Genomic DNA, 24,412 nt, shown 5'->3' with positions numbered 1-24,412 from the left:
TTTAGAATCGTAATGATAATCCACCACCAGCGCCAAAACGGTTGTCATAGCTTCCCATCAAGGAAAAATTCTTGGATAAAAAATATTCAATACCTGTACTCCAGGTAACCTCTTTTTTGAAATTATTTCCTTGAGGCAGTTCATCTACCCACCCAAAATCTGCCTGGTACTCGTACATTCCGAACAATATTGTTCGCGGAAAAATACTGATCGCACGGCTCAGGCTAATTTGCGGGCGCAATTTGCTGTCCATTCGCACATCCAACGTAAATAAGTAAGGAGTGAGATATCGTACACCTGCTATTGCTGTTGTTGTTATCTCATCGAGGCTATCCTCCATTCCGTTCTCGACATTTACACCGGCAAAAACTGTCAAATAATCATAAAGGTATCTATCATAAGCAGCTTCCACCTCCATATTCTTGTTCCACCCGTATTCCCCCCGAAAACTGAATTGATTTCGGATATTGGACGATATCAGGTTCAATGTGGTCATATGCGATGCCGCATCTATCATTCCGTAGGAATAATACTGATCGGTCTCATCCAAGAGCTTGGAGACAGGATATTCCTCTAACCTTGGATCCCTAGGGGTGTCATAGCTTACAATGCGTGCCATACCACCTACTAAATGGTAAAGGATATGGCAATGGAAAAACCAATCGCCGTATTCATTGCCATAGAATTCAATGGTCACCTTTTGCATTGGCGGTACATTGACCGTGTGTTTTAGAGGGGAATATTCCCCGTTTTCATTGATGACCCTAAAGAAGTGGCCGTGAAGGTGCATGGGGTGGTGCATCATAGTCAGGTTGTTAAAAGTAATCCTGGTCACCTCGTCTCCCTTGATTTTTATTTTATCTGCCTCAGATAAAGGGACACCGTTCATACTCCAGATATAGCGTTGCATATTCCCGGTAAGGTTCAGTAGGATTTCGGATACGGGCACATCGGGATCATAGCTGGTCTTCTCTGGCGACTTCAGGTAGTCATAGTTGTATTGCGAAAACATAGCCATTCCCTGCATGCCATCTGCTTCGTCCATTACTTCCCGTCCGGCAGTCGGGTTCGTCTTGTTCATATCCTCCATTTGAGAGGCCTCTTTCATTTTGGTATCCTTTTTCGTATCCATCCCGGCCATTTTGGAACGGTCCATCTGCATCGAATCCTTTTTCATATCCATTTGCATTCCGTCCATTTCATCTTTCTTCATTTCCATATCCTTACCATTGGACTTGTCCCCATTCATCATATCCATATTCATTTCCTTCATTCCTTCCATCTGCATATTATCGTCCATTTGCATGCCCCATTTCTCCTTCATCTGATATCGCTCGTCTTTGCCCGGGCGGAATTTTAAAGCGGGTGCACCCATTTTCATTTTCATTTTGGCCATTTGCTGCATCATCCCGATTTTATCCGGTCTGGAAACATCAGGGGCGGCAACGATAGGGCCTTGGCCCAAGTAAGCAGTTGCGGTTCCGGAGCCATCCTGGGCCATAATTTTAAATTCCAGTTTGCCGTTCTCCGGTATGGTCACGATAAAATCGTAGGTTTCCGCAACGGCAATAAAGGTTTTGTTTCTTTTAACAGGAACAACATCTTTACCATCTGCCGAGACAAGCAAAGGGTCTGGGCCGCCAAAGGCCATCCAAAATGAAGTTGATGCAGAGCCGTCAATAATGCGCAGGCGTACTTTCTCCCCAGGTTTGAATTCGGGATATTCCACATTTTCTTCTCCATTTATTAAGAACGCCGGGTAATATATGTCCGCTATATCCGCGCTTTCCATACGCTGTCTCCAAAAATCGACCTGCGCGCCCAGTGCCCCCCTGGCAATAACCTGGTTGAGCGGTGTGGCCGTCCCTTTTCTTATATTGTACCATTCTGTGCCCCGTTTTAAAAACCGCATTACATCCTGGGGCTTTTCATTGGTCCAGTCAGACAATACCAAAACCTGCTCTTTATCATACTCCAATGTTTTGTCTTTCGGTTGTATGACGATGGAGCCAAAAACACCACTCTGTTCCTGCAACATCGTATGGGAATGGTACCAATAGGTACCATTTTGCTTTATTGCAAATTCATATTTTAAGGTTTTGCCGGGTTCTATAGGTGGGGTAGAAAGGTAGGGTACACCATCATAAAAATTGGGCAGCAACATACCGTGCCAGTGAATGGAAGACTCTACGCTCATTTCATTCTTCACATAAATTATGGCATATTCCCCTTCATTAAAATCTAATGTGGGCCCGGGGATCTGACCGTTTACGGTCATACCCATAACCGGCTTGCCAGCCTTGTTGACCTGTTCTTCCCGCAAGGTCAACGTGTATTCCCGCACAGGCAGATCGTCAACGTTTCCTTCTACGGATGCCTCTAATTCTTCCTGGCTGTAACCCGAAAAACCTAAAAATATCAGTAGGATTAGAAAGTAATTTTTCAATTTCATAGTTTGTTATTTTATTTATTTTCGTTCTCCAAACGATAAATGATCTTCTTCATTTGGGCGATTTCCCTTTTCTGGGCCTCAATAATTTCTTCGGCCAGTTTCTTGGTTTCAGGATCCTGAAGGTCTGCCCGTTTACTGGTTAAAATTGCAATGGAATGGTGAGGGATCATCGCTTTCATATATAAGACATCTCCAATAATGGGACGTTGTGCCCTTACCAAACCTAAGGCTGAAACAAATAACACCAGGCTACCGATGTAAATAGCGATATTCTTCTTCTTACTTTTATACATTTTCAGCATAAGAGATAACATGATTACTGCCATAGCCGCTATTCCCAGACAGGTCATATAGAAACGGGTTAAACTAAAGTACACATGATCATATTCATAAGTATTAAGATACATCGTGATATACATGGCTACGAAAGACAAGCCGAGCATTAGGAAAAACCGACCATAATTGCTTCCACCAGACTTGTGGTTATTGTTATTTTCTGAATTCATCTAATTGGGTTTTTAAGGTTTATTGGGAAATTTTACTTTTCTATAGTTTTTTTTACGGAACCACAATTCAGCATTTTATCACCGAAATATGGATTTTTAATCTCCTCTACATCAGCATACCAGTATGCACCATCATTATTAAAAGCCATAGGACAGAATTTCTTGTAAATGGTCCCACCGGATAGGGCTTCCTCAAACATAGGCCCAGCCAATTCTGTAAACTTTGAAAATAATCTTCTCTGCTCCCCAATATCATCAGTGTCTCCCAATTGCTCAGCGATAGATTTTAATTCTGCACGCTCTTCTGAGAAAGAATCGGCCATACTTTTCGCTGCATCCTTTGCCTGGCCGGAGTCATCATTGGTAAGTGCCATTTTAATTTCCAGGTAATTATGCCAGATTTTTCCAGTCATACCATCTATAAAATCCTGGTCAGCAATATCTTCAGTTTGCTTTTCAGCATTTTTTACTTCCTCTGGAGTATTAATTTCTACACTTTGGCCTTTTTCTTTATCCATACAGGAAACAAAGATCAAGACCACTAGAAATAACATCCCAATTTTTGATAATTTTCTCATTTGATATTTTTGATTGGTTACAATTTTCTAAATTACTTTTTATCGGCAACTTATATTGTTACAATTATGATAGATACTTACACAATTTGGTCTAAAGAATTTCTAAAATTGTTATTAAGTTTTTTATATTGAGATAAATTCATCCCTGTTTCTGCTTTAAATTGCCTGGAAAGATAATTTACATTAGTATAATCCAATAGCTGACTAATCTGGGTAAAATTATATTGTTTGGACTGAATGAGCTCTTTTACTTTTTCAATTTTCAGCTTTATAAAATACTTTTCTACCGTTATGTTTTCGGTATAGGAAAAAATCCGACTCAACCGCGAATAATCAATTTTGGTTTCTTTGGATAAGTAGCGGGATAAAGTCCCTGATTTTTGCAGGGGAAGGTTTTCCAAAAGCCGTATTAGACTAAGTTTTACCTTTTCGATTAAAATTTTTTCATCGCTCTCTAATAGTTCAAAGCCGTTTTCGCTAAGTACTTTAAGCAACTTGGCATGATCCATATCAGGGTGGTTACTTTGGTAAACTACACGACCCAACTCAACCTCCTGTAGATCTATACCTGCTTCAAGTAACTCATTCCTTACCACCTTAATACATCTATTGCAAACCATATTTTTAACAAAGACTTCTATAATCATAATTTTTTGGTAATGTTTTCTGAAAATCTCTTTTATTGAGCTATACATTTAGCTACCATTAATAATTTGGGAATGTAGCCGTGGTTTTCCTTGTATCATTCTCTTTATATTATTGTGAAAAATGGTTTGTTTTGACTGTGATCGATTCAACCTGTATGAATATTCATCCAGGTACCTTCTGACATGTTGTTTTGAAATAGGCGCATGAACTGTCCTCAACCAAGACTTTATCTTGTGGATTATAATATGAAGTTCCTTGAAATTTTTTCCTTTATTACTAGGTACCTGCTCGATATTATACTTTTTCTTTAATGGGCTGTAACCTCGCCATTTGTCGGTAACCACCTTTGCTTCTTCAGATATATGCTGTTCGAACAATGGGGTAAATGACTTGGCGGAATAATCGTCAATTACCTTGGCGTAGGCACGTTTAACTTTGCGTTCTTCATTAAGCTCCACCGCTATTATAACCTTGGTTTTACGGGTGTTGTAGCTTCTGCCAGGAGCATTTTCTTCTTGTCCGCCAATGATAAATTCATCGACATGAACCAAACCTTTCAAAGGATGTTTTTTGCTGCTTTCCATTGCCGAGCGTACTTTGTGCATAAAATACCAGGCTGTGCCCTGGCGGATACCATAACGTTCGCCCATTTGGATACTGGAGAGGCTTTTGCTAGTTGTACTCATCTCAAAAACGATACAAAAGGCTTTTCGTAGCCCGAACTTGACCTTATGAAAAAGTGTTCCGGCCGTTGAAGATTCTACCTTTCCACAACCATAGCAATGATACTTATGGTCTTTTTTTAAGCATCCTTTAGTATGACCGCATTTTGGACAAGTAAATCCATCGTGCCATTTCAAGTTAGCCAAATATTCCCTACATGACCCATCATCCGGAAAGACTTTCATAAAGTCTAGGATATTTTTACCTTTAAATTTATCCATAATCAATGTTTACAAGGGCTAATATACGGCTCTTATATGTATAACTCAATTATTTTTTTATCATACCCTAAGTATTTAATTAAGCTACCATGCTCATTTTACCAAGCGGCCCAACAATATTTCATTTTTTGGTTTTTGTGCCTGTCAAGGGAAGAGGCTTTATAAACTAATTAAATTTAAGAATACCCTTCCCTCACAGGACTTTAACATCATACTCTCAAAAGAAAAAGATTAACTAACCAATCAATGAAAAAATTCCTTTCCTTTTTTGGGATATGATATTGTTTATTTTAAAAATCCCCTATAAACTATTTTTAAGCTGGGTCATATATTTTATGATTTCCTTTTTCTCCAATTCTGAAAATTTAGCATCCCAATGGATAAAAGTGTAGGAATCCAGCGGCATTTCATCATCTTCAATCTGACTGATGATTGACCGGAGTTTGCTGTTTTTTCTTCGGTCGGAATATTCACCCCATTCATTAAAATTCAATTCATCTTTTCCTTCTTTTATATGATCCTCTAAAAACCAGGCAGCTGGTTGTATTTTATTGTACCAAGGGTATGCTGTATTGTTGCTATGGCAATCATAACAGGAAACCTTTAATTTATCCTGTACGTCTTTCGGGACATTGTTCACCAGCATAAAATCGGATTTTGGCACCACTTCACTTTGGTTGCGGTTGGTGGGCACAAACTGGATACCCACGAACACAACAAAAAAAACCAGTACAATGATTTTGATTGTCTTCATTTAGTTAATCTCTCTTTGCACCTCTCCACAGTTCATCATTTTACTTCCATAATAGGGGTTTTTGATTTCTTTGGTTGCACTCAACCACTGCGCACCTTTGTTATTATTGTACATGGGGCAATAAGCCTGATACAGCTTTTGGTCGGTTTCGGTAATGGCCACCAAGTCTATCATGTCCTTGCTCAAAATGTCGAAATGCTCCCGCTGGTGGCCTATGGGGCTTTCCGCAATGTGTTCGGCATGCTCAGTGGCGTCTTCTATGATATCTTGCAGTTCTTGTTGGTCGTTCTGTTCGTAGTTTTCCGTTTTAAAGGTCTTTAACTGTCCCACCATTTTTTCCCCGGCTTTGGCCGCGGCCTCCTGATCGTCATTTACCAAGGCATTTTTAAGCTCCAAGTATGTGGTCAGGCTGGCATCGGTTTGGGCAGCATTGCTGCTTTCCATCCTGTTTTCTTCCATCGGGACAGCGCGCTCGGTCGCCGCGTCTTCAATAGTTGTATTGCTGTTTTTCTCGTTGTTCTTGCAAGAAGTGCTTATTACGGCAAATGCCATAGCCATCACTCCCAAACTTACTTTTACTGTTTTCATTTTTCTTGTTTTTAAAAGGTTGATATTTCTGTTACTGCAATTAATTAAATTTTCCGGATGCCATAAAACACAGCCCGGAACTTAGTATTTTACTTGGTTGTTCGACCGGAAACAAAAAAAGCACTTACCGGCTTTCCTTTTCCCCAGTCCTTATTTTTATACGCTGTTCCACGTCGCTTACATAGATGAGCCCGTCCCCGCTTTTGCCAGTACGGGCACTTACTTTTATAATATTTACAATTTTATCTACATCCTCATTTTTCGCACACTATCTCCATTTTAATGACTTTGCTGTGCATAAATGGAAAATTCAAACTGGGGGAAGCGGTTTTGGAATCAGTGTAATCTCCAACCCCCTCGCCTTGAAATACGGTAAAACAACAAAAGTTTTCTTCCCGCAGATTCATGGTCACTTCACTAAGTCTTTCGGGTCTGATAAAGGCTTTGATCTCATTCATATCTTCTAAATTTAAGTTGAAATAAGTTTTGTTATGCTTAGCTCTTTTTTGTGTAAGCTGTGTAATTCGCTTCTGAATTAAAATAGCCAACCCGGCCATTCGCGTCAAGCAGTACAATAAAGGCTTCGGTTTTATCCACTCTTTCCCCTGTTTGGGGATCGGTGGCCATCCTTGCAGATTCTTCGTTGTTCAAGGTGCCCACGCACATCTCGCAGCAACCATAATAGGTTTTCCCGTTTACCGGAACCGGGATTTGCGGTTTGGCCATATAGGCATCGTTTACCATACATACCAGGTCATTAGGCAACTTGTCTCCTATCTGAAAATCTAAAGAAAAGGTTTGTTTATTGGCGGTACTTGTACTAATTTCTGTAGCCAGTTTGTCTTGCTTTTTTTGTTTTTGCTGCTCCCCAGAGGAGTTACAAGCACCAAAAACCACGGCCAGAAGAAATACCGCTGTTAGAACTTTGAATGTATTTTTCATTTCATTCTAATTTTGTGCCTGCAAAATGGATAGACCTATAAAAAAGAGTCTATCCATACCTTGCAGGACTTTATTAATTGATAGTTTCTTTTACACTACCACATTTCAGCATTTTTTGGCCCATATATGGGTTCTTGATCGCCTTTTCATTGGAAAGCCAATAGCCGCCTTTATTAGAGTTTGCCATAGGGCAATATTCCAGGTAAATTTCACCTTTGGCAAGCTTCCCATTTTTAACCAGTTTCAACATTGCATCGCTAAGAGCATTAAAATTGTCACGTTGGTCTTCCAGAGAAGTGGCACCGGCCATTTGCGAAGCTTCTTTGCGAGCCGTCTCAGCATTTTCCACTTTTGCCAAAGTTTTCTCGAGTTTCATCGAATGCTTGGCGGCCTTTGCATCATTTGAAGCCACTAAAGCGTCCTTTACCAATAGGTAATGTTCATAAGCAGCGCCCAGATCTTTGTCTTTGAACTTAGGCGACATTTGCATTTCTTCACCATGACCAGCCATATTGTCGTGGTCGTGTTGTGCATAAACTCCCATGCTTAACAAAGTTAGAAGGAGCATCATCATTGTTCTTTTCATCTTAATAGGTTTTAAAGGTTATAAAAATTTGTTCTTCCCTGCTTTAGTTTATAGTTTCCACGATTTCGCCGCAGGTTAACATTGCGCTACCGTAATAAGGGTTTTTGATCTCTTCTGAACGGCTGAGCCAGTAGGCTCCCGCATTGTCATCTGCCATAGGGCAAAATTGCTTATAAACGGTCTGTCCCACTCCAAAAAGTTGCATCGCTTTGCTCAAATGGGCAGACAGGTGTTTAAAATGATCCCGCTGAGTAGAAATATCTTCACTCTCCGTTATTTTTTCCGCAGCACCAATTACTTCTTTTGAAATCAGCATCCAGTGGTCGTGAGCTTCACGATCCTCTAAAAGACTCATATCTATCTTGTTCATTGCTTCCAGTACTTTATTTGCAGTTGCTTGGGCGGTTTTGGCCTCATCTTCCACCAGGGCGTTTTTCAACTTCAAATATTGATCAAAAACGCCATTTAGCTGGTTGGTGAACTCTTCAGGTACCACGATGCGTTCCTGCATTTCGGTATGGTCAACGTTGCCGGTTCCTGCCGTTTCCATATTGGCATTACCCTCGCTACCTGCCATGTCCATACCGGCGTGGCCCTCGTGACCGGTAGATGTCTTGCCTCCGTCCTTGTTCATCATAGACTTTTTGCCCTGGAGTTGTGCGGCAGCATCTACGGTAAAGGCACCGTTTACCACAATGCGCTCTCCGGTACTCAAGCCATCTGTAACCGCATAATTACCACCCGCTGCGGCACCCAGGCTCACTTCCCTCATTTCAAAGACAGGCCTGTCTGGATTGGGTTGTACGTAAACCAGCGAACGTTCCCCGGTCCACATCACGGCCGATTTTGGCACTGTAATAAGCTGGGGTTCTTCAATATCTGCATTTTTTTTCTTGGCCGGTGCCACTTTTCCACGCACGAACATTCCGGGTTTTAGACGACCTTCCTTATTGGGCAGGACTGCACGTACAGTTACCGTACGGGTGGCAGTATTAAGCAGTGGTTCAATAAAAGTAATGGGCACTTCATATTCTTTTCCCGGCAAGGCATTGGCAGTCACGCTAATCTGTTGCCCTTCTTCAAGCTGGGCAATCTGGTTTTCATAAGCATCAAATTGTGCCCATACAATACTAAGGTTGGCAATCTCATAAAGGGACTGGCCCTGCTCTACATAATCACCTTCTTCCACCAGTTTTTCGGTCACCGTACCTGAAACCGTAGCATAAATAGGGAAATATTCTTTAACTTCCCCAGAAGCTTCAATTTCTTCAATTTGCTTGTCGCTGAGTTTCCATAATTTCAATTTTCGGCGTACAGATTCGTATAACCGGGACTGAGAGTCCTTCATCCCCACAGCGGTAAGCAATTCCTGCTGGGCAGAGACCAGCTCTGGGGAATAAATAGTGGCCAACACCTGCCCGCGGCGTACTTCCTCCCCGGTGTAATTTATATAAAGTTTTTCTATCCTGCCGCCAAAATAAGAAGCCTGCACACTTTTCACCTCTTCGTTCTCCACGATCTTCCCGGAGAGCACCAGGTCGTGATCCCCTAAGAGGCTATCGCCGATCTCCACGGTGTGGATATTGGCCAGAGCCAGGGCGGTTTCAGACATTTCTATTTGTTGCGGCCCAACCTCGCCGCCGCCACTCTCGGCAGGGATAAGGTCCATCCCGCAAATGGGGCAATCGCCCGGTTCGGGCTGCATAATCTGCGGGTGCATAGAGCAGGTCCACAGCTGGTTTTCCTCCTCGTGATTGTGTTCTTCTGTAGTGGCTGTTTCGACATTTTTTTCAGACGAATTGCCACCAAAGAACAGATAGCCAAGGAGCAATCCTGCTAACACTAATCCGGTGTAAATGATATATTTCTTCATCGTTTTTGTTTTAATTTATTCTGAATTATTCACTTAAATAATTAATGTTCGCACTGGCTTGGTAATAGTTTTTTACCGCTTCTATCAGGTTCAGCTCAAAATTTAGCTGTAACTCCTGTACGTCCAGCACATCATTGAAATCTATGGTACCGGTTTCGTAATTCCGCCTGAGGATTTCTTCGGCATCATTGGCTTGCTCGATGTTGAGCAACTGGGTACGGTAGCTTATGCGTGCCTCTGCCCTATTGCTCACCGCGGCTTCCAGGCGCGACACCAATTCGTTGTGCCGGTTCTCCCGTTGTGCATTTAGCTCACGTTGCTTCAGTTCATTTTGCCGCGTAACCGATTTGTATTTATTACCGAAAATTGGAACCGTTATAGAGACCATCGGCATCAGGATGTCCTTTCCGCTATCCGGGGCTTGCATCGCAGTGGCTTCCCCCACCGCAACGTAATCCAGGCCAAATCCCAGATCGGGCAGGGCTTCCTTTCGGTTCATTTTTTCTGCTTCCCCTACCGATTCATACAGCTTGTCAAAACGCAACAACTCCGGGTGCACCTGTGGAACTTCTGGCAACTGTACCGGGTCTTCCTGTGGCACCGCCAGAGAATCGTAAACTTCTACCGCGGCACCGGGCCTGGTATTGAGCAAGGCATTGAAAGTAGCTTGTTCAGCTTTAAATTCTTCATCGAAGTTTTCAAAACGTTCCCGTAGCTGGTTTTGCCGCATTTGCAGGCGAAGCACATCTACCGATGAAGCTTGGTTCACTTCAAGGGAAGTAAGTGCAAGCTGCTCATAGGCTTCCAGCAGGTCTATATTTTCCTCCAATACGCGTTGCTTTGCCCTAATGGCATAAAGCCTGTAATAATTTTCGGCCACATTTAGCAGCAGTTGCCTCTGGGCCGTGGCGATTTCCACATATTGTGCATCGGCAAGGCTTGATGCATAATTCTCTCTTGCCGTAATAGTCCCAAACCACGGAATCATTTGCTGTACCGATAGTTTGTACTGCTGCGGGCCTGTTCGGGTCTCCGGTTCGCTGGCAAAATAGCCTACGCTGAACTGGGTTTCCGGGAGCACCCCCACTTCTTCCACCTTTTCTTTTGCCGTCTCATAGCGCAGTTCAAAGGCCTGTATGTCCGGGTTGTTTTCCAAAGCCTCGGTAAGATAAGGCTGTAGCTGCTGGGCTGTTCCTGTAAGAAAAAAGAAAAGAGAGACAAGCACCGTCAGCATTCCGCTTCTTCTATTCAATTTTATTATTAAAATATCTTTTGATTTCATAGTAAAAAGCTTTCTTCTAATTTCTATTTTCTATTCTCTTGTCATTATTCGCCGTCTCCAGGGTTTTTAAACCGGCCTCTTTTCTCCAACTAAACAACACCGGCACTACAAACAATGTGATTAGTGCTATAGACATACCTCCAACCGCGGGGATGGCCATAGGGATCATAATATCGCTGCCACGCCCCGAAGACGTCAGTACGGGCAGGAGTGCCAGGATTGTTGTAGCCGTGGTCATCAAGGCGGGGCGAACACGCTTGGACCCTGCTTCCACTACTGATTTACGGATTTCTTCCCGGTCCTTGGGTTCGTTCCTATCAAAGGTTTGAGTAAGGTAGGTCCCCATTACAACGCCATCATCGGTCGCAATGCCAAAGAGGGCGATAAAGCCTACCCATACCGCCACACTCAGGTTTATGGTTTTTATCTGAAACATATGCCGAAGGTTTTCGCCAAAAAAGTCGAAATTCAGGAACCAACCCTGGCCATAGAGCCAAATGAGGATAAACCCACCGGAAAATGCCACCAGGATGCCGCTAAAGATCATCAATGAGGTCGAAACCTTTTTGAACTGGAAATACAGGATCAAAAAGATGATCATCAGTGCCAGTGGCACCACAACACTCAGCGTTTTTTCAGCGCGAATCTGGTTTTCGTAAGTCCCCGTGAATTTATAGCTGAGGCCTTTGGGCACGCTAAGCTCCCCGTTATTGATTTTATCCTGAATAAGGGCCTGGGCATTTTCTACTACATCCACTTCGGCAAAACCATCGAGTTTATCGAAAAGCACATAGCCAATAAGGAAGGTATCTTCACTCTTTATTATCTGCGGCCCCTGCTCGTAACGGATATCTACCAACTCATCTAACGGCACCGGCGAGCCGCCCTCAACCGGAACATAGATATTGCCCATATCTTCCGGGCTGTCCCGCAATTCCCTTGGGTAGCGCACGCGTACACCGTAGCGTTCGCGTCCTTCCACCGTTTGACTTAGGCGTTTTCCTCCCACAGCAACCTCCAAAAGTTGCTGAACTTCTTCTATGCTAATACCATAACGAGCCAAACGTTCACGCTTGATATCAAGAAGCAGGTAAGGTTTTCCAACAATACGGTCGGCAAAAACGGCTTCGTCTTTTACACCTTCCACTTGCTTTAACAGGTCTTCCAGTTGGAGTCCAAAATCTTCTATTTGTCGAAGGTTTTGCCCCTGCACTTTGATTCCCATAGGTGCGCGCATCCCCGTTTGAAGCATTACCAGCCGTGTCTCGATGGGCTGGAGCTTGGGCGCCGAGGTTACCCCCGGCAGCTTGGTGGCGGCGGTGATCTCGTTCCAGATATCATCTGGCGACTCTATTTCGGGGCGCCAGTTACGGTAATATTCCCCGTCATCATCTGGAATGAGCTGTTTGTTTTTTACGCGGTGGAATTCCACGATTTCGCTGTCATTATAACTGCCAGCTGCATCTTCGTCCACCTCTAAACTTGGGTTTATTGCCAATTTGCCATTTTTTAACATAAATAAACCGTCTTCATTTACCTGGTAGCGCTGGCGTTCGCCGTGTTCATTCAGCATATATTCAGGTTTGTATTGGATTGTATTTTCATACATGGATATAGGTGCAGGGTCCAGGGCAGACTCTGTACGACCTGCCTTGCCCACTACCGTCTCAATTTCCGGGATAGCGGCCACGGCCATATCCAGCTGCTGCAAGACCCGCTTGTTCTCCTCTACACCTGCATGGGGCAGCGAAGTGGGCATCAACAAGAAGGAGCCTTCATTGAGTGAGGGCATAAATTCCTGCCCAATGTTGCGCATAATCATAAAACCGAGAATAACCAAAACGGTGGGCACCGACAAGAACAACAACTTATTGCGCAAGGCCCAATTGAGGATGCGGGTATAAAATTTTTGGAACAGGGCAAAAACACCCAGCAAACCAAAGGATATAATCCCTACCACAATAAAATTCCAGAAAACACTTTTTTCCAGACCCAACGGACGCCAATACTCGGCTAAAAGTAGCACTATGGCGAAAGCCGAAATAGCTATATTGATAACATTTGATCTTTTGGAACTAATTTTCTTTTTAAGAAGCAGTATTCCGGTTACGCCAAAAGCAATTAGGACAATACCGATGAAATATCCAAAAACAATAGCGGTAAGCCCTGCAATTATCAGAATCCCCTGTATTACCCAGCCCGCGGAAGTACGCCGGGTCCGTTTCTTAAAGAAAGATGCGGCAAATGGCGGAATAAGGAAAAGCGCAACCACTAGGGAAGCCACCAGTGCCATGGTCTTGGTAAATGCCAGTGGGCGGAACAGTTTCCCCTCTGCCCCCACCATAGTAAAGACGGGAAGGAAACTGATAATGGTGGTAAGCACGGCCGTCATAATTGCCCCGGAAACCTCGGCAGTGGCATTGTACACGATTTCATTCGTGGTCAAATATTTCCGTTCTTTGTCCTGATCGAGATGCCGGATGATATTTTCAGATAAGATCACGCCCACATCCACCATGGTCCCAATAGCAATGGCAATACCGGAAAGGGCCACGATATTGGCATCGACATTAAAGAACTTCATCGAGATAAAGACCATTAAAACCGCTACTGGCAATAAACCGGAAATGAGGATGGAGGCCCGTAGGTTAAAAACCATAACGATAATTACGAGTACCGTAATCAGGATTTCCAATGTAAGGGCTTCATTAAGCGTGCCCAGGGTTTCCTGAATCAGTTGCGTACGATCGTAAAATGGAACAATAGTTACCTGCGACTCGCGACCATCTTCCAGCACCTTGGTGGGCAGGCCGGGGCTAAGTTCATTTATTTTATCCTTTACATTATTGATTACTTCCAGCGGATTTGCGCCATAACGAGCCACAACCACTCCGCCAACCACCTCGGCACCTTCTTTGTCCAGGATACCACGGCGGGTTTCCGGACCCAGGTTTACTTTGGCAATGTCGCTTATTTTGATACTGGTAAATTCTTCTGAAGTTACCACGGCATTTTCAATATCTTCTATTTCCTGAACGTAGCCCAGCCCACGTACCAAATATTCGGCCTGATTTATTTCCAAGGTTTGTGCACCAATATCACGGTTGGTTTCCTTTACGGCCTTTACCACCTGTGCCAGGGAAATATCGTATTGACGCATCAGTTCGGGATCCACATCTACCTGATATTCCTGCACATAGCCACCTATGGATGCAACTTCGGAAACCCCGCTGGCACCGGAAAGTCCATATTTCACATAATAATCCTGAATGCTTCGCAGTTCGTGCAAATCCCAGCCCCCGGTAACATTGCCATCTTTGTCACGTCCTTCTAAGGTGTACCAAAAAACCTGGCCCAGCCCGGTAGCATCGGGACCCAGGGCAGGGTTTACACCTTCGGGAAGCAGGTTTGCCGGCAGGGAATTGAGTTTTTCCAAAATCCGGCTACGGCTCCAGTAGAACTCAATATCCTCTTCAAAAATGATATAAATACTGGAAAACCCAAACATAGAGGAACTCCGGATGGTTTTCACACCGGGAATTCCCAGGAGCGAAGTAGTAAGGGGATAGGTAATCTGGTCTTCTATATCCTGGGGGGATTTCCCCTCCCATTTGGTAAAGACAATTTGTTGATTCTCGCCAATATCGGGGATGGCATCTACCGCCACGGGATCGCGCGGAATTAAACCGGTTTCCCAATTAAAAGGGGCATTTACCACGCCCCAGCCTACAAAAAGGACTAGGAGGATAATTGCTACTAGTTTGTTTTCTATAAGAAATTTTATGCCTTTATTTAGCATCTTTATTGATAATTAAACAGTTATACATTGAATAACTTTCTGATAATATCAGAAAATTAAACACAACAAAGTAAGCCCAAGATGGAAGTAACCATAGAGCAAATCTTTCCGATAATTATCGGAAACTGTTTAAAATCAAATTAAATAAGTTTCGTGTAGTTTTTGTACGTTCCTTACAAGATAAGGAGGTGTATAATCTCTAAATGGAACAATGTTCTTATCCAGTCCATCAAAAAGATTAATATAAGTATAAAAGAAAGTAGCAACAAAGGCTTGATGCTCAAAGCTTAAATTGGTGTAAGATGTTTTTAAATCATCTTGACCGTCATTCACTATTTGTGCATCTGAACAGCAAGATTTTTCCGAAAAACCTGCTTCACAACTTTTTTGGGATGATTGATTTTCCATACCACAGGTTTGAGCATTATGAAATAAAGCAAAATCAACCAATGAATCTCCACAATAATGCATATTTACAGTAAACGACATAGTGGTAACAAATACCAAACTCGCCAAGGCTACAGATAATATTTTATGGAAAAACGATTTCATAAGATTGCAAATATATATAAAACAACGAAATATAAAAACATTAATAATTCTTTTCGTTATGTTAAACTTTTACTTCCTATACTATTTTCGACAAAAATAAAAGAATCAAACTTCTAAAAATATGATAAATATCATATTTTTATTTTCTTTTTTGCAGTATGTTCGGCAAAAATAAGTCCTAAAAAATTCATTATTAAAAATTAGTTAACATTTGTTAATTTTTTTTATATTCGTATTATGCAAAGCTTTAATAAAATAATAGCTGTTTCATTGGTACTTGCAGTAATGTTTGCTTCATCGTCTTTTACTGTGAATATGCATTTCTGCTGTGATAAACTCGTGGATATGGCGGTTTTAAATAAAGCTCAGGTTTGTGATAATGCGGTGAAGGCTCAGACCAATCCTTCAAAAAAATGTTCGTTCGAAAAAAAAGGTTGCTGTGCTAATAAATCTATAGTTAAAGAAAGTGGCGATAACTTTCAAAAAGCTTCATTTGAGATGGAAAATCATAAACTGATTTTCCTACACACATTTTTTTACACTTACGTAAATCTATTCGAAGGGTTGGAACAAAATATAATCCCTTTTAGGGATTATGACCCACCCCTCATACCGAAAGATTTTCAAGTACTCCACGAGGTATATTTAATTTGATTTCATCCTAAGTAGGTTCTTTTTCAAACAACCTACCTTATATGTTGGCCTGTACTACGCAAAGGCTAACAACTGGTGCGCTCTATCCTGAGCATACCACACTTTCAACTTTTTGAAAAACAGAAATTTATAATCTATTAGAATAAATACCATTCTAAGAATAAATAATTAATACTATGGATTTACAGAAAGAATTCTGGATAAAGAATATGGTATGTAGCCGTTGTCTAAAAGTAATAACGCAAGAACTGGAAGAGATGGGAATAACCGTACTCTCTTTGGAATTAGGTAAACTATTGGTTGAATCTTCAAAAAACACCAACACGGAGGTTACGTATAAAGTTACCAAAGTACTTCATTCCAATGATTTTGAAATAGTACAAAGTGAAGGGGAAATGCTGGTTGAAAAAGTAAAAATGATTCTAATCCAACTGCTTACTCAGTTACCACTTCATTTGAAAACAAATACTTCAGAACATTTGTCTTCAACGCTCAACAGGGATTATAAAATACTGAGCAGGCTGTTTTCTAAAAATGAAAACACCACCATTGAAAAATACTTTATAAAACTGAAAATTGAAAAAGTAAAAGAACTTATTCAATTAAAACAATATTCTTTTTCAGATGTGGCATATATGCTGGATTATAGTAGCATTAACCATTTATCAAGACAGTTTAAAGAGATTGTGGGAATGAGTATGAGCGACTATAAAAACACAGAAAAATGGAAACGAAATTTCTATGATGAAATTATATAAATAACAACGAAAGTTATGCAGATGAAGTAGCATAAAAACAGATAGCTTTCGTGTTAATTATAATATTAAAAACCCTAAAGCCCGAACTCCCTAAGGCTTGTGTTGATAATCCCCCAATTACAACATAAGCCAGTTCAGGTCTTAAAAAGGCGAGGAATAAACATTAATTAAAATAAAAAACAATGAAAAATCACTGGTTATGGATGGTCCTCGGTTGTGGACTGCCGCTTTTACTCATCTTTTTAGCACCATCTATTGGAATTGGTGGTGGCACCTGGCTTTTTGCATTTATTATAATAATGTTCGCAGTACACTTGTTAATGCCCATGCGGCACGGGAGCCATACGCACGGATTGTCCAATGAGAACTTAAAAAAGAAGGATAAAAAAAAAGAAGGACAACATCACTAAAATTTATGTTATGAAACGAAAATTTCAAATTAATGGTATTAGTTGCGGCGGCTGCATTAGCAGGGTCAAAAAGACATTGGAAGAACATCCAAAGATTGAAAAGGCAGAAATTTTTCTGGCACCAAAAGGAGCTACAATCATCACTATGAAGGAAACGCTTTCAGTAGATGAATTACAAAAACAACTCAGCAACCTTGAGGGTTACACAATTGAAAAACTATAAAAGTAACTTAAAATCAAAAATTATGTTTTTTCACGACGGAAGTTTCGGAGGTATGCACCTGATATGGTGGATTATTTGGATGGCGTTTATCATTTGGATTTTCTTTATCCCAACTGATATCCCATACCAAAAACCAAAAAAAGAAAAGCCATTGGACATCCTAAAAAACAGGTTTGCCAAGGGCGAAATTTCAAAGGAGGAATTTGAAGAATCCAAAAAATTATTAAAATCAGATAACCAATCTTAAAACATATAAATTATGTATCGATTAAATGTAAAAAAATTCGGTTTTGCCCTCGGTCTAACAGTATCCTTAATTTATTTGGGCTGTATGATCGTGATGGCTACAGCAGGACAGGAAGGAACGATTATATTTTTCAACAGCCTTTTACACGGTCTGGACACCAGTAATATTATAAGAATGGACGTGCCACTATTAGAAGCATTTTTTGGTATTGTGCAAAGCTTCATTTTAGGCTGGTTGATTGGAGCGTGTATTGCGGCATTTTATAATGCCCAAATAAAAAACAGATGATTTTGCATTAAATAGGATTGTTTAATCGAAAGTTTAGATAAGGCCCTCTTGAATTTAGAACATAATTATATCAAAGATTCATAAACCGCTAAAAATGATAAACAGTAATACTTATAAAAATATTAAGATCATTTTGACTCATTTATTTATTGGGGCAGGTATTTTTTATTTCCTGGTACACCCTTTTACAATGGTAATCTACTGGTTTGAGTTCAGTGATACGCCCTTCTCTTTCCCCTTGTTTCAGCAAGTCTTAGAAGAACGTTTTTTGGAATCTTTCAGTTTCAATATGCGGGGCATGGGCGGACTCTTAACTTTATTGGGAGGATTCTTGGGGATAGTTTCAGGTTTATTCTGGATAAACCTGAAAAAGAAAAATGAAATTATTGGCACACAACAGCGGCTGCTTGTTCGTGATATTGAAGAATTAATCCAGGCCGGTGAAAATGAACGGGTGGAATTCAAATCTTCCATACGCTATGATTATTACCGTAAAACAACCAATCGGGAACTGGAGTTGGTCATTGCCAAAACCATTGTGGGCTTTATGAATGCCAAGGGTGGAAAACTTATAATTGGTGTTGATGACGACGGAAATGTTCTGGGATTGGAAAAAGATTATAAAACTCTAAAGCATAAAAACATGGATGGGTATGAACGTGCGGTGTTCAGGATTATCTCTACACAATTGGGTCACGAGGCTTGTTTCAGCAACCATATTTCGTTCTACAGTATTGATGAGAAAGATGTGTGCGTGGTGGATATCGAACCTTCCAACGAACCGGTTTATGTGAGTGATGAAGGAAACACCACTTTTTATGTACGCACAGGAAATGCTACGTATCCACTATCGGTAAAAGAAACAGTGGATTATTTAAAAACCAAAAAGCTTAAGCTTATGCAATACAACTAGTTTATAAGAGAGGTTGGAAATGAAATATCCAAAATGATTCGATTACTAAATTCTTTGGCTTGACATGTAAATCTAATTCGGACAGAATTAGTGGAATTAAACCCGAAATCAGAGATTAAAAAGACGAAAAAAATGAAAATACTATTGGCCATAGATGGTTCAGATTTTAGTAAAGTAGCCATTCACGAACTTATAAAAATGACCCTATCCTCAAATAGTGAAATTCATATTATAAATGTTTATGAAGTTCCGAAAACAACCGGCCTGGGATTGCATACTATGGGCGGCAGGATAGGAAATTACATAGAAGAAATTAGAAGTAACGCTCAAAAATTGGGAAACAAAATCGTTTCAGAAGCTTTCGATAAAATCAAGGCCGAAAACAAGGCACTTACCATAACCACAAGTGTTGTTAGTGGCCTGCCCAAAAGTACTATTTATGAAAAAGCAGAAAATTGGGGTGCAGATTTAATTGTAGTAGGCTCTCAGGGTCACGGTGCTTTTTCTCGCTTAGTATTGGGCTCAGTATCCCAATATTTAACCACAAATGCCAAATGTTCAGTACTGATTGCAAGAGATAGAAATAAAAAATGAAAGAAAAGCAAACACATAGCATTACGTTGGAATCCACCTGTAAGATAACAGATGAGATATGTCTTCCCGATACTAAATTACCTCGTGTGGTTATCGTTGGTGGAGGATTTGCAGGTTTGGCATTGGTTGAGAAACTGAAACACAAAGAAGTTCAAGTGGTTTTACTCGATAAAAATAACTTCCATCAGTTTCAGCCTTTATTATATCAAGTGGCAACGAGTGCCCTGGAGCCTGACAGTATTGTATTTCCATTCAGAAAACAAATCAATGGCTATAAAAATGTTTTCTTTCGTTTGGCTGAAGTTGAGGAAATTCAACCTGATTCAAATACTATATTGTCCAATAAGGGAAGTGTTTCTTATGACTATTTAGTGTTGGCTACTGGCACGACCACCAATTTCTTTGGGATGGATTCTATGGCCGAAAATAGTTTGGGGATGAAGGATATTCGCGATTCCCTCAACATCCGTCATATGATGTTGCAAAATTTGGAACAGGCAGCTATTACTTGTGATGATAAAGAACGCGACGCGCTGACAAATTTTGTAATTGTAGGTGGTGGTCCAGCAGGCGTAGAAATGGCAGGAGCTTTGGCAGAGTTTTGCAAATACATCCTTCCCAAAGATTACCCAGAGTATCCTGCTTCCATTATGAACATTTATTTAATAGAAGCCATTGATGAGTTGTTAAGTACAATGTCTGATAAAGCATCTTCGAAAACCCTCAAATATTTAGAGGATTTAAATGTAAAGGTATTATTAAATGAAGCTGTAAGCAATTATGACGGCAACGAAGTCACTACCAAAAGTGGTAAGACCATTTTGGCTAAAAATCTTATCTGGACGGCTGGCGTAAAAGGACAATTCCCAAATGGTATTGATGGAAAACACGTAGTCAGAGGCAACCGTATTAAAACCAATGCCAATTTAAAAGTAGAAGGCTACGAAAATATTTTTGCCATAGGTGATATCGCAGCACTCATTTCCAAAGAAACCCCAAAAGGACATCCACAAGTAGCACAGACCGCTATTCAACAAGGTAAATACCTGGGCGATTCGATATTAAATATCATAAATAACAAATCCATAAAACCTTTCAAATATAAAGATAAAGGTTCCTTAGCAACCGTAGGTAAACGCAAGGCAGTTGCCGATTTGGGCAAATTTAAATTTGCAGGCTATTTCGCCTGGTTGCTGTGGTCCGTTGTTCACTTGATGTCCATAAGTGGATTTAGAAATAGATTGATGGTTGGTTTTAATTGGGCGGTAAGTTATTTCACTTATGAAAAGAGCAACCGCCTGATTATTAGAAACTTTAAACCGAAATCTTCGGTTAAAAACAGAACAAAATAATTTTGAAATGAAAAACACCACAGATAAAAATAATAAGCTTTCCCTAATAGGTTCCATATCTCTTGGTACAGGCGTAATGATTGGTGCTGGCATATTTGTCCTTATGGGGCAAATAGCAGAGTTGGTGGGTGATCTATTTCCCATTGCATTTATTGCAGGTGCTGTTGTGGTGGGTTTTAGCTCATATTCCTATGTCAAGTTTTCAAATGCTTTTCCATCGTCTGGAGGTGTGGTTAAATTCCTTAACAAATCCTATGGACCTGGAACAACAACAGGGTTTTATTCTTTGCTGATGTACGTATCAATGGTAGTTTCCGAAAGTCTGGTGGCGGGCACTTTTGGAGCATATACGTTGAGACTATTTCCCGAGTCCTATGCAGGTTATGCCTCTACCCTGGGTGTTGGGCTAATTGTTGTTGCTTATATAGTGAACATCCTGGGCAATAAGGTTATTGGTGCCACCGCGACATTTACCGCTATTATAAAGGTAGTGGGAATAGCAATTTTAGCTATTGCCGGCCTTGCAATTTCAGGTTTTGCCGATATTACGGGAAACTATATTCCCAAAAATACTGAGACATTACCACAAGGCTTCGGATTTGTGGCCGCTTTGGCGTTATCTATCCTTGCTTATAAAGGCTTTACCACTATCACGAACCAAGGAGCCGATATTAAAAACCCGCATAAAAATCTTGGTAGGTCTATCGTGTTTTCCATACTTATCTGCACACTGATATATGTAGCCTTGGCATTAGCTGTTGCGGGAGGTTTAAGCATTCCTGAAATAATCGAAGCTAAAGATTATGCCCTTGCAGCCGCCGCAAAACCTGTTTTTGGGGAATGGGGTTCCTGGATTACCATTGGCATTGCCATTATTGCCACGGTTTCTGGGGTCATTGCCAGTATCTTTTCCTCTTCACGCTTGTTGGCAATGCTCAGCAATATGAAACAGGTGCCTTCTTTAACCAAACTTGGTAGCTTAAAAAATCCAGCACTAGTATTCACGTCTTCCCTCGCCATTTTACTGACCGTGCTTTTCGATTTGACAAGGATAGCATCCATTGGGGCTATTTTTTACCTTATTATGGATATCGCTATCCATTGGGGGCTGTTCCGTCACCTTAAAAACAAAGTGGTTTTTCAGCCTATCATCCCATTAATAGCCATCGTATTGGACATTGCGGTATTGGCAGCTTTTCTTTATATAAAATATCTGAACGATCCTTTGGTGCTTATCGTAGCAGCGATTGGGATTGTTCTAATACTTGTGGCGGAACGCCTTTTTATGATTTCACATACAGACGATGAAGGTAATATGCCGATGGGAATGAAGAATACAAGTGACAAAAACAAAAAAACATAATTAATTAAAAACAATTTATATGAAAAATGTAGCAGTTATAGGTTACGGAGTCATTGGAAAAAGGGTGGCAGATGCCATCAACTTACAAAACGATATGAAGCTTTCGGGAGTATGTGATATCATCAGCGATTGGCGTATTCAAAATGCCGTAAGAAAGAATTACAACATATACGCAGCAACTCAAGATGCAGCTGATAATATGAAATCTGAAGGGATTTCTGTTAAAGGCAATATGCAGGAACTTTTAAAGAAATCAGACCTTGTAGTGGACTGTACGCCTAAAAAGATTGCTGCTCAAAATGTAGCGATTTATAAAGAACAGAATATAAAATTTATTTTGCACGGTGGCGAAAAACACGAAACCACAGGGCATTCCTTTAGTGCAGAAAATAATTACAAATCCGCTCTAAACTTGAATGCGACAAGAGTAGTTTCTTGTAATACTACGTCTATTTTAAGAACCTTGACCGCTTTAAAAAGAGCCGATTTATTGGATTATGCCAGAGGTACACTTTTAAGAAGAGCTACAGACCCTTGGGAAAGTCATTTAGGTGGTATTATGAATACGATGGTTCCCGAAAAAGATATCCCAAGCCATCAAGGTCCAGATGCTAAAAGTGTTGACCCAGAACTGGATGTCATCACCGCAGCGGTAAAAGTACCCGAAACATTGAGCCATATGCACTACTGGAATGTGAAATTGAAAAAGCAGGCGACAAAGGAAGAAGTGCTAAATGCTTTCAAAACTTCAAGTCGTATTAAATTAATTCAATATGACCAAGGTCTGGTTTCTAACAATACCATTAAGGAAATGTTCTTGGATATGGGAAGACCTTGGGGCGATATGTATGAAGTTGCGCTGTGGGAAGATATGCTCAAAGTACAGGGAGATGAACTTTTTTATGCCTATGTAGTCGATAACCAAGCCATTGTAATCCCGGAAACAATCGATGCTATTAGGGCATTAACTGGAATTGAAACAGATGGTACAAAATCCATAGCCAAAACAAATGAAAGTTTAGGAATCCATTAAATACTATCAAAATGAAAACAGACAAGAATATAGTAGAACTTTTAGGAGAAAAAGCAGACTTCTATTTAGAACACGTTTGTGAAAAAATAACAAAGGATGAATTGCAAGTGCCAAGCAAAAATAGTTTAGAAAAAGTATTTGGCAATAGCAACAGAAATTCACAGGTACTTCGTAGCCTTTCCCAATTATACAATCACGGAAATCTGGCAGGAACTGGTTATTTAAGTATCCTTCCTGTTGACCAAGGTATTGAGCATAGCGCGGCCTTTTCATTCTATAAAAACCCAGATTATTTCGACCCAGAGAACATTATAAAACTCGCCCTTGAGGCCGGTTGTAATGGGGTGGCTTCCACGTTTGGGGTTTTGGGTTTGAATGCCCGAAAATATGCCCATAAAATCCCTTTTATCGTTAAGATTAACCACAATGAACTGCTTACCTACCCGAACAAATATGACCAAACACTCTTTGGTAAGGTAAAAACCGCTTGGGATATGGGAGCAATTGCCGTAGGAGCTACGATTTATTTTGGTTCAGCGGAAAGTAACAGACAACTCAAAGAAATAGCAGAGGCTTTTGAAGAAGCTCATAATCTTGGTATGGCTACCATTTTATGGTGCTATACACGAAATGAAGCTTTTAAAACCGAAAAAGAAGATTACCACGCGGCTGCCGATGTTACTGGGCAGGCCAATCATTTGGGCGTAACTATTCAAGCGGATATCATCAAACAAAAATTACCAACCAATAATTTCGGGTTTAAAGAAATAGGATTTGGAAAATATGATGATGAAATGTATAAAACGTTGACGACAGACCATCCCATTGACCTTTGTCGATTACAGGTAGCAAATTGTTATATGGGTAAAATAGGACTGATAAATTCTGGCGGTGGTTCTAAAGGGAAGTCCGATTTAGTTGATGCTATAACTACTGCCGTCATCAATAAAAGGGCTGGTGGCTCTGGGCTGATAATGGGAAGAAAAGCATTTCAAAAGCCTTTTAGCGAAGGCGTGAAAGTATTACAATCTGTTCAGGAAGTTTATTTGGACGATAAAATTAGTATAGCATAA

General features: G+C 40.7%; 25 protein-coding genes and 1 pseudogene. 12 read left to right on the top strand and 14 right to left on the bottom strand.

The annotated features are described in order from the left end of the window. Position 1 precedes the first annotated feature (1 nt). From APB85_RS08455 to APB85_RS08385, 14 genes and pseudogenes are all read right to left on the bottom strand, one after another. Positions 2 to 2,452 carry a multicopper oxidase domain-containing protein gene (locus APB85_RS08455; RefSeq protein ID WP_011709133.1) on the bottom strand — a complete coding sequence of 817 codons (2,451 nt, stop codon included), beginning with the start codon at positions 2,450 to 2,452 and terminating at the stop codon, positions 2 to 4. An 11-nt stretch (positions 2,453 to 2,463) separates the two neighbouring features. Further along, on the bottom strand, positions 2,464 to 2,958 hold the full coding sequence (locus APB85_RS08450; RefSeq protein ID WP_057481170.1) for a DUF305 domain-containing protein: 495 nt from the start codon (positions 2,956 to 2,958) through the stop codon (positions 2,464 to 2,466). 32 nt (positions 2,959 to 2,990) lie between these two features. Further along, a complete protein-coding gene (locus tag APB85_RS08445) occupies positions 2,991 to 3,536 on the bottom strand; it encodes a DUF3347 domain-containing protein (protein ID WP_083482177.1) in 546 nt (181 codons plus the stop codon). Between the two features lie 77 nt (positions 3,537 to 3,613). After that, complete coding sequence (locus APB85_RS08440; protein WP_057481177.1) at positions 3,614 to 4,183, bottom strand: helix-turn-helix domain-containing protein; 570 nt, start codon at positions 4,181 to 4,183, stop codon at positions 3,614 to 3,616. 48 nt (positions 4,184 to 4,231) lie between these two features. After that, entirely contained in the window at positions 4,232 to 5,128 is an 897-nt protein-coding gene (locus tag APB85_RS08435; protein WP_057481168.1) for an IS1595 family transposase, read from the bottom strand. 301 nt (positions 5,129 to 5,429) lie between these two features. Next, on the bottom strand, positions 5,430 to 5,882 hold the full coding sequence (locus tag APB85_RS08430; RefSeq protein WP_057481160.1) for a heme-binding domain-containing protein: 453 nt from the start codon (positions 5,880 to 5,882) through the stop codon (positions 5,430 to 5,432). After that, complete coding sequence (locus APB85_RS08425; protein ID WP_057481159.1) at positions 5,883 to 6,470, bottom strand: DUF3347 domain-containing protein; 588 nt, start codon at positions 6,468 to 6,470, stop codon at positions 5,883 to 5,885. Between the two features lie 124 nt (positions 6,471 to 6,594). Then, a pseudogene (locus APB85_RS17665) lies at positions 6,595 to 6,720 on the bottom strand (P-II family nitrogen regulator); the annotation flags it as partial. 245 nt (positions 6,721 to 6,965) lie between these two features. Continuing rightward, the gene (locus tag APB85_RS17410; protein ID WP_037314436.1) at positions 6,966 to 7,412 is read right to left on the bottom strand and encodes a hypothetical protein; all 447 of its coding nucleotides are present in this window, start codon (positions 7,410 to 7,412) and stop codon (positions 6,966 to 6,968) included. A 73-nt stretch (positions 7,413 to 7,485) separates the two neighbouring features. Next, on the bottom strand, positions 7,486 to 7,998 hold the full coding sequence (locus APB85_RS08405) for a DUF3347 domain-containing protein (protein ID WP_034892138.1): 513 nt from the start codon (positions 7,996 to 7,998) through the stop codon (positions 7,486 to 7,488). 43 nt (positions 7,999 to 8,041) lie between these two features. Then, entirely contained in the window at positions 8,042 to 9,871 is a 1,830-nt protein-coding gene (locus tag APB85_RS08400) for an efflux RND transporter periplasmic adaptor subunit (protein ID WP_057481158.1), read from the bottom strand. A gap of 25 nt (positions 9,872 to 9,896) precedes the next feature. Beyond that, on the bottom strand, positions 9,897 to 11,105 hold the full coding sequence (locus APB85_RS08395; RefSeq protein WP_057481167.1) for a TolC family protein: 1,209 nt from the start codon (positions 11,103 to 11,105) through the stop codon (positions 9,897 to 9,899). Positions 11,106 to 11,169: 64 nt separating this feature from the next. Next, positions 11,170 to 14,952: an efflux RND transporter permease subunit gene (locus APB85_RS08390; RefSeq protein WP_057481157.1), complete on the bottom strand. Its 3,783-nt coding sequence runs from the start codon at positions 14,950 to 14,952 to the stop codon at positions 11,170 to 11,172. Positions 14,953 to 15,087: 135 nt separating this feature from the next. Further along, the gene (locus APB85_RS08385; RefSeq protein ID WP_057481156.1) at positions 15,088 to 15,504 is read right to left on the bottom strand and encodes an HYC_CC_PP family protein; all 417 of its coding nucleotides are present in this window, start codon (positions 15,502 to 15,504) and stop codon (positions 15,088 to 15,090) included. Between the two features lie 237 nt (positions 15,505 to 15,741). Between APB85_RS08385 and APB85_RS08380 the strand changes: the two genes are divergently transcribed. The 12 genes from APB85_RS08380 to APB85_RS08325 all read left to right on the top strand — a co-directional run bounded on the left by APB85_RS08380 (position 15,742) and on the right by APB85_RS08325 (position 24,412). Continuing rightward, the gene (locus tag APB85_RS08380; protein ID WP_027884435.1) at positions 15,742 to 16,158 is read left to right on the top strand and encodes an HYC_CC_PP family protein; all 417 of its coding nucleotides are present in this window, start codon (positions 15,742 to 15,744) and stop codon (positions 16,156 to 16,158) included. 176 nt (positions 16,159 to 16,334) lie between these two features. Then, positions 16,335 to 16,916, top strand: coding sequence for a helix-turn-helix domain-containing protein (locus APB85_RS08375; RefSeq protein ID WP_037314444.1), 582 nt, complete (start codon positions 16,335 to 16,337; stop codon positions 16,914 to 16,916). Positions 16,917 to 17,098: 182 nt separating this feature from the next. Continuing rightward, positions 17,099 to 17,326 (top strand): hypothetical protein, encoded by a 228-nt coding sequence (locus APB85_RS08370; RefSeq protein ID WP_034892122.1) that lies wholly within the window; start codon positions 17,099 to 17,101, stop codon positions 17,324 to 17,326. Positions 17,327 to 17,336: 10 nt separating this feature from the next. Next, complete coding sequence (locus tag APB85_RS08365; RefSeq protein ID WP_027884438.1) at positions 17,337 to 17,549, top strand: heavy-metal-associated domain-containing protein; 213 nt, start codon at positions 17,337 to 17,339, stop codon at positions 17,547 to 17,549. Between the two features lie 22 nt (positions 17,550 to 17,571). Then, on the top strand, positions 17,572 to 17,796 hold the full coding sequence (locus APB85_RS08360) for an SHOCT domain-containing protein (protein WP_027884439.1): 225 nt from the start codon (positions 17,572 to 17,574) through the stop codon (positions 17,794 to 17,796). A gap of 12 nt (positions 17,797 to 17,808) precedes the next feature. Next, positions 17,809 to 18,084 (top strand): DUF5676 family membrane protein, encoded by a 276-nt coding sequence (locus tag APB85_RS08355; protein ID WP_027884440.1) that lies wholly within the window; start codon positions 17,809 to 17,811, stop codon positions 18,082 to 18,084. A 94-nt stretch (positions 18,085 to 18,178) separates the two neighbouring features. Further along, the gene (locus APB85_RS08350; protein ID WP_037314446.1) at positions 18,179 to 18,997 is read left to right on the top strand and encodes an AlbA family DNA-binding domain-containing protein; all 819 of its coding nucleotides are present in this window, start codon (positions 18,179 to 18,181) and stop codon (positions 18,995 to 18,997) included. Positions 18,998 to 19,129: 132 nt separating this feature from the next. Continuing rightward, on the top strand, positions 19,130 to 19,591 hold the full coding sequence (locus APB85_RS08345; protein WP_037321886.1) for a universal stress protein: 462 nt from the start codon (positions 19,130 to 19,132) through the stop codon (positions 19,589 to 19,591). Beyond that, the gene (locus APB85_RS08340) at positions 19,588 to 20,943 is read left to right on the top strand and encodes an NAD(P)/FAD-dependent oxidoreductase (RefSeq protein ID WP_057481155.1); all 1,356 of its coding nucleotides are present in this window, start codon (positions 19,588 to 19,590) and stop codon (positions 20,941 to 20,943) included. Before APB85_RS08345 ends, APB85_RS08340 begins: the two co-directional genes overlap by 4 nt. Positions 20,944 to 20,950: 7 nt before the next feature. Continuing rightward, positions 20,951 to 22,306 (top strand): APC family permease, encoded by a 1,356-nt coding sequence (locus APB85_RS08335; protein WP_037314450.1) that lies wholly within the window; start codon positions 20,951 to 20,953, stop codon positions 22,304 to 22,306. Between the two features lie 19 nt (positions 22,307 to 22,325). Beyond that, the gene (locus APB85_RS08330; protein WP_037314452.1) at positions 22,326 to 23,339 is read left to right on the top strand and encodes a type II glyceraldehyde-3-phosphate dehydrogenase; all 1,014 of its coding nucleotides are present in this window, start codon (positions 22,326 to 22,328) and stop codon (positions 23,337 to 23,339) included. Between the two features lie 11 nt (positions 23,340 to 23,350). Continuing rightward, positions 23,351 to 24,412 carry a class I fructose-bisphosphate aldolase gene (locus tag APB85_RS08325; RefSeq protein ID WP_037314454.1) on the top strand — a complete coding sequence of 354 codons (1,062 nt, stop codon included), beginning with the start codon at positions 23,351 to 23,353 and terminating at the stop codon, positions 24,410 to 24,412.

The sequence above is a fragment of the Salegentibacter mishustinae genome, from assembly GCF_002900095.1.
GTDB lineage: Bacteria > Bacteroidota > Bacteroidia > Flavobacteriales > Flavobacteriaceae > Salegentibacter > Salegentibacter mishustinae.
Note: the sequence above shows the minus strand (reverse complement) of the source record. Positions and strands in the feature narration are given on the sequence as shown.

Coding starts and splice junctions, on each gene's coding strand:
- APB85_RS08455 (WP_011709133.1), bottom strand. CDS start 2,452: ATGAAATTGAAAAATTACTTTCTAATCCTACTGATATTTTTAGGTTTT.
- APB85_RS08450 (WP_057481170.1), bottom strand. CDS start 2,958: ATGAATTCAGAAAATAACAATAACCACAAGTCTGGTGGAAGCAATTAT.
- APB85_RS08445 (WP_083482177.1), bottom strand. CDS start 3,536: ATGAGAAAATTATCAAAAATTGGGATGTTATTTCTAGTGGTCTTGATC.
- APB85_RS08440 (WP_057481177.1), bottom strand. CDS start 4,183: ATGATTATAGAAGTCTTTGTTAAAAATATGGTTTGCAATAGATGTATT.
- APB85_RS08435 (WP_057481168.1), bottom strand. CDS start 5,128: ATGGATAAATTTAAAGGTAAAAATATCCTAGACTTTATGAAAGTCTTT.
- APB85_RS08430 (WP_057481160.1), bottom strand. CDS start 5,882: ATGAAGACAATCAAAATCATTGTACTGGTTTTTTTTGTTGTGTTCGTG.
- APB85_RS08425 (WP_057481159.1), bottom strand. CDS start 6,470: ATGAAAACAGTAAAAGTAAGTTTGGGAGTGATGGCTATGGCATTTGCC.
- APB85_RS17410 (WP_037314436.1), bottom strand. CDS start 7,412: ATGAAAAATACATTCAAAGTTCTAACAGCGGTATTTCTTCTGGCCGTG.
- APB85_RS08405 (WP_034892138.1), bottom strand. CDS start 7,998: ATGAAAAGAACAATGATGATGCTCCTTCTAACTTTGTTAAGCATGGGA.
- APB85_RS08400 (WP_057481158.1), bottom strand. CDS start 9,871: ATGAAGAAATATATCATTTACACCGGATTAGTGTTAGCAGGATTGCTC.
- APB85_RS08395 (WP_057481167.1), bottom strand. CDS start 11,105: ATGCTGACGGTGCTTGTCTCTCTTTTCTTTTTTCTTACAGGAACAGCC.
- APB85_RS08390 (WP_057481157.1), bottom strand. CDS start 14,952: ATGCTAAATAAAGGCATAAAATTTCTTATAGAAAACAAACTAGTAGCA.
- APB85_RS08385 (WP_057481156.1), bottom strand. CDS start 15,504: ATGAAATCGTTTTTCCATAAAATATTATCTGTAGCCTTGGCGAGTTTG.
- APB85_RS08380 (WP_027884435.1), top strand. CDS start 15,742: ATGCAAAGCTTTAATAAAATAATAGCTGTTTCATTGGTACTTGCAGTA.
- APB85_RS08375 (WP_037314444.1), top strand. CDS start 16,335: ATGGATTTACAGAAAGAATTCTGGATAAAGAATATGGTATGTAGCCGT.
- APB85_RS08370 (WP_034892122.1), top strand. CDS start 17,099: ATGAAAAATCACTGGTTATGGATGGTCCTCGGTTGTGGACTGCCGCTT.
- APB85_RS08365 (WP_027884438.1), top strand. CDS start 17,337: ATGAAACGAAAATTTCAAATTAATGGTATTAGTTGCGGCGGCTGCATT.
- APB85_RS08360 (WP_027884439.1), top strand. CDS start 17,572: ATGTTTTTTCACGACGGAAGTTTCGGAGGTATGCACCTGATATGGTGG.
- APB85_RS08355 (WP_027884440.1), top strand. CDS start 17,809: ATGTATCGATTAAATGTAAAAAAATTCGGTTTTGCCCTCGGTCTAACA.
- APB85_RS08350 (WP_037314446.1), top strand. CDS start 18,179: ATGATAAACAGTAATACTTATAAAAATATTAAGATCATTTTGACTCAT.
- APB85_RS08345 (WP_037321886.1), top strand. CDS start 19,130: ATGAAAATACTATTGGCCATAGATGGTTCAGATTTTAGTAAAGTAGCC.
- APB85_RS08340 (WP_057481155.1), top strand. CDS start 19,588: ATGAAAGAAAAGCAAACACATAGCATTACGTTGGAATCCACCTGTAAG.
- APB85_RS08335 (WP_037314450.1), top strand. CDS start 20,951: ATGAAAAACACCACAGATAAAAATAATAAGCTTTCCCTAATAGGTTCC.
- APB85_RS08330 (WP_037314452.1), top strand. CDS start 22,326: ATGAAAAATGTAGCAGTTATAGGTTACGGAGTCATTGGAAAAAGGGTG.
- APB85_RS08325 (WP_037314454.1), top strand. CDS start 23,351: ATGAAAACAGACAAGAATATAGTAGAACTTTTAGGAGAAAAAGCAGAC.